This is a genomic window from Nocardia xishanensis NBRC 101358 (genome assembly GCF_001613365.1).
Classification (GTDB): domain Bacteria; phylum Actinomycetota; class Actinomycetes; order Mycobacteriales; family Mycobacteriaceae; genus Nocardia; species Nocardia xishanensis.
In genome coordinates, this window is record NZ_BDCF01000071.1 from 23,535 (window position 1) to 32,046 (window position 8,512).

Annotated in this window: 5 protein-coding genes and 1 pseudogene; all 6 read left to right on the forward strand. The window is 67.5% G+C overall.

Annotated elements, in window-relative coordinates; translation table 11 throughout:
- The first annotated feature begins 19 nt into the window (after window positions 1–19).
- Window positions 20–1,201: a DNA replication/repair protein RecF gene (recF, locus tag NX1_RS32590; protein WP_068068199.1), complete on the forward strand. Its 1,182-nt coding sequence runs from the start codon at window positions 20–22 to the stop codon at window positions 1,199–1,201.
- Window positions 1,202–1,445: 244 nt separating this feature from the next.
- Window positions 1,446–2,009: a DUF721 family protein gene (locus NX1_RS32595; protein ID WP_068068203.1), complete on the forward strand. Its 564-nt coding sequence runs from the start codon at window positions 1,446–1,448 to the stop codon at window positions 2,007–2,009.
- Between the two features lie 157 nt (window positions 2,010–2,166).
- A complete protein-coding gene (locus tag NX1_RS32600) occupies window positions 2,167–3,075 on the forward strand; it encodes an alpha/beta fold hydrolase (protein WP_068068209.1) in 909 nt (302 codons plus the stop codon).
- 299 nt (window positions 3,076–3,374) lie between these two features.
- On the forward strand, window positions 3,375–5,420 hold the full coding sequence (gene gyrB, locus NX1_RS32605; protein WP_068068211.1) for a DNA topoisomerase (ATP-hydrolyzing) subunit B: 2,046 nt from the start codon (window positions 3,375–3,377) through the stop codon (window positions 5,418–5,420).
- A 53-nt stretch (window positions 5,421–5,473) separates the two neighbouring features.
- Complete coding sequence (gyrA, locus tag NX1_RS32610) at window positions 5,474–7,987, forward strand: DNA gyrase subunit A (protein ID WP_068068214.1); 2,514 nt, start codon at window positions 5,474–5,476, stop codon at window positions 7,985–7,987.
- Window positions 7,988–8,029: 42 nt separating this feature from the next.
- Window positions 8,030–8,512 (forward strand): annotated as a pseudogene (locus NX1_RS32615) (DUF3566 domain-containing protein); the annotation flags it as partial.

An 8,512-nucleotide genomic window follows, 5' to 3' on the forward strand; every position in this document is an offset into this window, starting at 1 on the left:
GACCGGGGCGGTGTAGCGAATGTTCATCCGAGCGCTGTCGCTGCGCGACTTCCGCTCCTGGGAGCACGCGGAACTCGAATTATCCCCAGGCCGAACGGTTTTCTTGGGATCGAACGGCAACGGCAAGACCAATCTGCTGGAGGCGATCGGCTATCTGGCCACCCTCGGCTCGCACCGGGTGGCCGCCGACGCGCCACTGATCCGGATGGGCGCGCAGCGCGCGCGGATCGGCGCCACCGTGGTCAACACCGGTCGTGAGTTGCGCGTCGACATCGAACTCAACCAGGGCGCGGCCAATCGCGCGCAGATCAACCGGTCGCCGGTGCGCAGACCGAGGGAGATACTCGGCATTCTGCAAACCGTGTTGTTCGCGCCGGAGGATCTCGCGCTGGTGCGTGGCGACCCAGGGGAGCGGCGCAGATTCCTCGACGAGTTGTGCACAGCCCGGCTCCCCAGGTTGGCCGGTGTGCGCTCGGACTACGACCGGGTGCTGCGCCAGCGCTCGGCCCTGTTGAAAACCGCTGGGCGGCAAGCGAGATCGCGGGCCGACCTGAGCACCCTCGACGTGTGGGACGGCCACCTGGCCGAGCATGCGTCGGTGCTGCTTGCCGAGCGGCTGCGGCTGGTGCACGACCTGTATCCCCATCTGGCCCAGTCCTATCGGTCGATCGCGCCCGAATCCCGTCCCGCCGCAATCGCTTACCGAAGCGCCTATCTGCCGCCGGAGTTCCTGGATCCCGCGCGGGAGCCGCAATCCGATGACACGGCGGCGCTGGAGGAGATTATGCTGCGGGAGCTCGCGGCGGCGCGGACCAAGGAACTGGAGCGCGGTGTCTGCCTGGTCGGCCCGCATCGCGACGATCTCGACTTGGTTCTCGGAGACGCTCCGGCCAAAGGCTTCGCCAGCCACGGCGAGTCCTGGTCCTTCGCCCTCGCCCTTCGCCTCGGCGCGTTCGACCTGCTCCGCTCGACCGGAGCCGAACCGGTGCTGTTGCTCGACGACGTCTTCGCCGAACTCGACCGGCGGCGCCGCACCGCGCTCGCCGAGGTCGCGGCCGGCGCCGAACAGGTACTCATCACCGCCGCCGTGCCGGAGGACGTGCCCGCCGAGCTGGCCGCGGCGCCGTTGCGGGTGGAGACCACCGGGGAATCGACGCACCGCACCTCGCGCATCGTCGAGCACGCACCCGGATTCGCCTGAACCTGTCCACAGGTAGCCACACCGGTTGTGCACAGATGGGAAACACCGGCGTGGGACGAGCGGCGACGCGTGCGACGGTTCGTCGGCGGGCTCCCGTACAGTTGCCGTGCACCGGGGCCCGGACGGATCCACCGATTCATCCCCAATACCTGTGGAGAACTGCGCCGGAACCCGACCGGCCTGCGGTTGGGGAGAACAGAGCAAGAGCTGGGGACAAAACCCGGTGGTCGAACGGAGCGGGACGATGACCGATCAGCGCGAGCAGGGCGCTCAGCAGCCTGGCGGCGAGCCGCAGTTGCGCGGCATCGACCTGGCCAGGCGCGCGCTCGAAGAGGCCCGCGCCGCGGCGAAGGCAAGCGGGAAGTCGGTCGGGCAGGGTCGCGCCTCGCCGGTGCGGAAGCTCCGCACCGGAGCTCGCAGGCGCACCGGATGGTCCGGCGCCCGCCCCGACGACCGCGATCCCCAGCTGTTGTCCCAGCTCGCCACCCGGATCGCCAAGAGTCGCGGCTGGGACGGCAAGGTCGCCGAGGGCACGGTTCTCGGACGTTGGGCGGGCGTCGTCGGCGAGGACATCGCCTCGCACGCCACCCCGATCGCCCTCAAAGACGGCGTGCTGAGCATCGCCGCCGAGTCCACCGCGTGGGCCACGCAGCTGCGCATGCTCCAGAGTCAGATCCTGGCGAAGATCAACGCCGCGGTCGGAGACGGCGTGGTGACGCAGCTGAAGATCTCCGGCCCGGCAGCGCCGAGCTGGCGCAAGGGTGAACGGCACATCAAGGGACGCGGTCCGCGCGACACCTACGGCTGACGCACCCTGGCAAATATACGATACTCGGTGTTACGTTTATCTCTCCATCCACAGGATTTCCCCAGATCCTCACCGGATCTGCGGTTCGACGTGGAACGCCTCGACCGATGCCGAGCGGCTCGCATCGGCTCGACAACGCGCACAGGAGAGACGATCGATGACGATCAGCACCGCGGGCCCGTTCCCCGCCACGGCCACCACCACCGTTCGCCGCGGCGACGTCGAGCTCGCGGTGTTCGAGTGCGGTGATCCCGGCGGGACGCCGATCCTGCTCGTGCACGGCTGGCCGGATACTCACATCCTGTGGAATCGCGTCGCCGCCCTCCTGGCCGATCGCTACCGGGTGATCGCCTTCGACAATCGCGGCGCGGGAGACAGCACGGTGCCCGCCGAGGTCTCGGCCTATCGCATCGAGGAGCTCGCCGCTGACGTCCGCGCGGTCGTCGACGCCGTGGCGCCGGGGCAGCGCGTGCACGTGCTCGGGCACGACTGGGGTTCGGTCATCGGCTGGGAGCTCGTCAGCGATCCAGCGGCCGGGGATCGGATCGCGTCGTTCAGCTCGGTCTCCGGTCCCAACCTCGACTTTCTCGGCGCGTACTTGCGCGGGCCGCTCTCGGCGGCGCGGCTGCGCGGGTCGCTCGCGCAGGGCATCGCGTCGGCCTACACCGTCGCCTTCCAGATCCCCGGTCTGCCCAATCCGGTGCTGCGCGCGCTGTCCGATCGCTGGCCGCGCTTCCTCGCCTTCTTCGACGGCCTCGACCCCGCGCTGGTGCGGACCGCGCCGACGCTGCGCGCCGACATGATCAACAACCTCAAGCTCTATCGCGCGAATATCCGTGCGCACCTGCGCAATCCGCGCCCGCGCCCGGTCTCGGTTCCGGTGCAGCTGATCGTGTCGACCGGCGACAGGGCGGTGCGCCCTGTGGTGCACGCCGAGGCCGATCGATGGGTTGCGGACCTCACCCGCAGCGAGATCGCGGCGCGGCACTGGTCGCCGATCTCGCACCCCGAGGCCCTCGCCGCGCGCACCGCCGAGTTCGTCGATCGGGTCGCGGTCTCCCGGTGATCGCGGCGAGTATTCGGCACTGCGTGCTGAGTACATCTGAGAGTCGTTGAAACGGTCGAGAGGAAGACCCGACTCGTCGCCGGTCGATTTCTCGCAGCCATGAAGCCGTCAGGGGTGTCGTAGGTGCATTGTGGCGCGGGTCTACCAGTAGGATGGTGGCGTAACTAGCGGCGAACCTTCGGCGCGTTCCGCGCAGCCCCCGCGTGGGCCCGTGAATCTCGACTTGTCAAGACCCGGGCCCCGCTTGCGCTGTGGTGATCGTTGCGCCGAGGTCAGCAAGTAAGGAGAGCTACCGACCAGTGGCTGCCAAGGACTCCAACGATTCGACCAAGGCGACATCGGGCAAGCAGGATTACGGTGCCTCCTCCATCACCGTCCTCGAGGGACTCGAGGCGGTACGCAAACGCCCTGGAATGTACATCGGCTCGACCGGTGAGCGCGGCCTGCACCACCTGATCTGGGAGGTCGTGGACAACTCCGTCGACGAGGCGATGGCGGGCTACGCGACCAGGGTCGACGTCACGCTGCTGGCCGACGGTGGCGTCGAGGTGGTCGACGACGGCCGCGGCATCCCGACCGGCATGCACGCGCAGGGTATCCCCACCATCGAGGTGGTCATGACCCAGCTGCACGCGGGCGGCAAGTTCGACTCCGACGCCTACGCGGTGTCCGGTGGTCTGCACGGCGTCGGCATCTCGGTGGTGAACGCGCTGTCCAGCAGGCTCGAGGCCGAGGTCGACCACGACGGTTACCACTGGACCCAGGAGTACAAGGACTCCAAGCCCGGCAAACTGATGCAGGGTGAGGCGACCAAGCGCACCGGAACCACCATCCGGTTCTGGCCGGACGCGGAGATCTTCGAGACCACGACCTTCAACTTCGAGACGGTCGCGCGGCGTCTGCAGGAGATGGCGTTCCTGAACAAGGGCCTCACCATCACCCTCACCGACGAGCGGGTCTCCGGGAGCGAGGTCACCGACGAGGTCGTCAGCGACACCGCCGAGGCGCCCAAGCACCTCGACGAGAACGCGCCCGCCGCCGAGGAGCCGAAGGTCAAGGTCCGCACCTACCACTACCCCGGTGGACTCGAGGACTTCGTCAAGCACATCAACCGGACCAAGCAGCCGATCCACAACTCGGTCGTCGGCTTCACCGGCAAGGGCACCGGGCACGAGCTCGAGGTCGCGATGCAGTGGAATTCCGGCTATTCGGAATCCGTCCACACCTTCGCCAACACCATCAACACCCACGAGGGCGGCACCCACGAAGAGGGCTTCCGCGCCGCGCTCACCACGGTGGTGAACAAGTACGCGAAGGACAAGAAGCTGCTCAAGGAGAAGGACGGCAACCTCACCGGCGACGATATCCGCGAGGGTCTCGCCGCGATCGTGAGCGTGAAGATCTCCGACCCGCAGTTCGAGGGCCAGACCAAGACCAAGCTCGGCAACACCGAGGTCAAGTCGTTCGTGCAGCGCACCTGCAACGAGCACCTCGCGCACTGGTTCGAGGCCAACCCGGCCGACGCGAAGACCATCGTGCAGAAAGCCGTCTCCTCGGCGCAGGCCCGCGTCGCGGCGCGCAAGGCGCGCGAGCTGGTGCGCCGCAAGTCCGCCACCGATCTGGGCGGTCTGCCAGGCAAGCTGGCCGACTGCCGCTCCAAGGACCCGAGCAAGTCCGAGATCTACATCGTCGAGGGCGACTCCGCCGGCGGCTCGGCCAAGTCCGGCCGCGACTCGATGTACCAGGCGATCCTTCCGTTGCGCGGCAAGATCATCAATGTCGAGAAGGCGCGCATCGACCGAGTCCTCAAGAACAACGAGGTCCAGTCGATCATCACCGCGTTCGGCACCGGTATCCACGACGAGTTCGACATCAGCAAGCTGCGCTATCACAAGATCGTGCTGATGGCCGACGCCGACGTGGACGGCCAGCACATCTCGACCCTGCTGCTGACGCTGCTGTTCCGCTTCATGCGGCCGCTGGTCGAGCACGGGCACGTCTACCTTGCCCAGCCGCCGCTGTACAAGCTCAAGTGGCAGCGCAGCGATCCCGAGTTCGCCTATTCCGACCGGGAGCGCGACGGCCTGCTCGAGGCGGGCCTCGCGGCGGGCAAGAAGATCAACAAGGACGACGGCGTCCAGCGCTACAAGGGTCTCGGCGAGATGAACGCCAAGGAACTGTGGGAGACCACGATGGACCCCGCGGTGCGGGTGCTTCGTCAAGTGACGCTCGACGACGCGGCCGCGGCCGACGAGCTGTTCTCCGTCCTGATGGGCGAGGACGTCGAGGCGCGTCGCAGCTTCATCACCCGCAATGCCAAGGACGTTCGCTTCCTCGACGTATAGCCGGCGTGAAACCCACCGCAAGCAGACTTTTCACGCCCCGCTAAGGAGACCGCATGACTGAGACAACGCTGCCCCCGAGCGGCGGTGCAGGCGACCGGATCGAGCCGGTCGACATCCAGAACGAAATGCAGAGCAGCTACATCGATTACGCGATGAGCGTGATCGTCGGCCGTGCGCTGCCCGATGTGCGCGACGGCCTCAAGCCGGTGCACCGGCGCGTGCTCTACGCGATGTACGACAACGGCTACCGTCCCGACCGCGGCTACGTGAAGTCCGCGCGCCCGGTCGCCGAGACCATGGGTAACTACCACCCGCACGGTGACGCCTCGATCTACGACACCCTGGTCCGCATGGCCCAGCCGTGGTCGCTGCGCTACCCGCTGGTCGACGGCCAGGGCAACTTCGGTTCCCGCGGCAACGACGGCGCGGCCGCCATGCGGTACACCGAGTGCCGCCTGACGCCGCTCGCGATGGAGCTGCTGCGTGAAATCGACCACGAGACGGTCGATTTCACGCCGAACTACGACGGTCGTTCCCAGGAGCCGGTGGTTCTCCCCAGCCGGGTGCCGAACCTGTTGATGAACGGCTCCAATGGCATCGCGGTCGGCATGGCGACCAACATTCCGCCGCACAACCTCAACGAGCTCGCCGAGGCGATCTACTGGGCGCTGGAGAACTACGACGCCGACGAGGAGAGCACCCTCGCCGCGTGCATGGAGCGGGTCAAGGGCCCGGACTTCCCGACGCACGGCCTGATCGTCGGCAACCAGGGCATCAACGACGCCTACACCACCGGTCGCGGCTCGATCCGCATGCGCGGTGTGGTCGAGATCGAAGAGGACAACCGCGGTCGCACCACGATCGTCATCACCGAGCTGCCCTACCAGGTCAACACCGACAACTTCATCAACTCGATCGCCGAGCAGGTGAAGGACGGCAAGATCGCGGGTATCTCGGATATCCACGACGAGTCCTCCGACCGCGCGGGCATGCGAATCGTGGTGACGGTCAAGCGCGATGCCGTCGCCAAGGTGGTGCTGAACAACCTCTACAAGCACACCCAGCTGCAGACCAGCTTCGGCGCCAACATGCTGTCCATCGTCGACGGCGTGCCGCGCACGCTGCGCCTGGACCAGATGATCCGGCTCTACGTCGATCACCAGTTGGAAGTCATCGTCCGGCGCACCCGCTACCTGCTGCGCAAGGCCGAGGAGCGGGCCCACATCCTGCGCGGCCTGGTCAAGGCGCTCGACGCGCTCGACGAGGTCATCGCGCTGATCCGGCGTTCGGCCAACACCGACACCGCGCGCACCGGCCTGATGCAGCTGCTCGAGATCGACGAGATCCAGGCCACCGCCATCCTCGACATGCAGCTGCGGCGCCTCTCCGCACTGGAGCGGCAGAAGATCGTCGACGATCTGGCCAAGATCGAAAGCGAAATCGCCGACTACAAGGACATTCTCGACAAGCCGGAGCGCCAGCGCGCGATCGTGCGCGACGAGCTGGCCGAAATCGTCGACAAGTACGGCGACGAGCGGCGCACCCGGATCATCGCGGCCGACGGCGACGTGGCCGACGAGGACCTGATCGCCCGCGAGGACGTGGTCGTCACCATCACCGAGACCGGCTACGCCAAGCGCACCAAGACCGACCTCTACCGCTCGCAGAAGCGCGGCGGCAAGGGCGTGCAGGGCGCCGGCCTCAAGCAGGACGACATCGTCAAGCACTTCTTCGTCACCTCGACGCACGACTGGTTGCTGTTCTTCACGAACAAGGGCCGGGTCTACCGCGCCAAGGCGTACGAGCTGCCCGAGGCCAACCGCACCGCGCGCGGCCAGCACGTCGCCAACCTGCTGGCCTTCCAGCCGGACGAGAAGATCGCCCAGATCATTCAGATCAAGTCCTACGAAGACGCCCCGTATCTGGTGCTTGCCACCAAGAATGGTCTGGTGAAGAAATCGAAGCTGTCCGACTTCGATTCCAACCGCAGCGGCGGCATCGTCGCGGTGAACCTGCGCGACGAGGACGAGCTGGTCGGCGCGGTGCTCTGCTCGGCCGACGACGACCTGCTGCTCGTCTCGGCGCACGGCCAGTCGATCCGCTTCTCGGCCACCGACGAGGCGCTGCGCCCGATGGGTCGCGCCACCTCCGGCGTGCAGGGCATGCGGTTCAACGCCGATGACGAACTGTTGTCGCTCAACGTCGTTCGGCCCGAGACGTATCTGCTGGTGGCGACCTCGGGCGGCTACGCGAAGCGCACCGCCATCGAGGAGTACACCGCACAGGGACGCGGCGGTAAAGGTGTATTGACTATCCAGTTCGACGCCCGGCGTGGCACTCTGGTCGGTGCGCTCATCGTCGACGACGAAGATGAGCTCTACGCGATCACGTCCGGCGGTGGAGTCATCCGGACGGCGGCAAAGCAGGTTCGTAAGGCTGGGCGACAGACCAAGGGCGTGCGATTGATGAACCTGGCCGAGGGCGATACGTTGCTTGCTATCGCGCGCAACGCCGACGAACCCGATCAGGTCGACGGTGGCGACGACTCCGGTTCCTCTCAGCAGTAACCCCCTCCAAGCGGCGGCAACGAACGGATCTAAGGATTCCCATTGACCACTCCGAATCAGCCGAATGACGGGCACCCCACGAACGGCGTGACCGAGCGGATCGCACCGTCCCCGATTCCGCCGCGGCCGATCCCCAGGCCCGGCGCGCCCGAATCCGGACAGCAGGCCGGTGGCCAGCAGGGTGGCCAGCCGCAGCAGAACGCGGGCAAGCAAGGCGATTTCGCGCCGAAGCAGGGTGCACCGGAGTCCGGCGGCGCGAAGGAAGGGTTCGACCAGGAGACCGTGCGGATGGGTCCGTCCGCCGAACCAGGCGGCGGTCCCGACGGCGCGAAGAAGCAGGGGCAGGACGGCGGTCAGTCGCAGTACAAGGACGGCTGGTCGCAGCTGCCCCAGCGCGAGCCGCAGTCCAACCTGTACCGGCCCGGTCAGGCGCCGGTCGCGGGCAGGCCGCCCGCGGGCGGTGGCGGCGGGATCGGCAACCCGGCGGCCGGAGGCGGCGGCGCCGCGGTCGGCCTGAACGGCGGC

Excerpts from the sequence above, each read along its gene's own strand:
- NX1_RS32595 (WP_068068203.1), top strand. The coding sequence starts at position 1,446 with ATGACCGATCAGCGCGAGCAGGGCGCTCAGCAGCCTGGCGGCGAGCCG.
- NX1_RS32600 (WP_068068209.1), top strand. The coding sequence starts at position 2,167 with ATGACGATCAGCACCGCGGGCCCGTTCCCCGCCACGGCCACCACCACC.
- recF (WP_068068199.1), top strand. The coding sequence starts at position 20 with ATGTTCATCCGAGCGCTGTCGCTGCGCGACTTCCGCTCCTGGGAGCAC.
- gyrA (WP_068068214.1), top strand. The coding sequence starts at position 5,474 with ATGACTGAGACAACGCTGCCCCCGAGCGGCGGTGCAGGCGACCGGATC.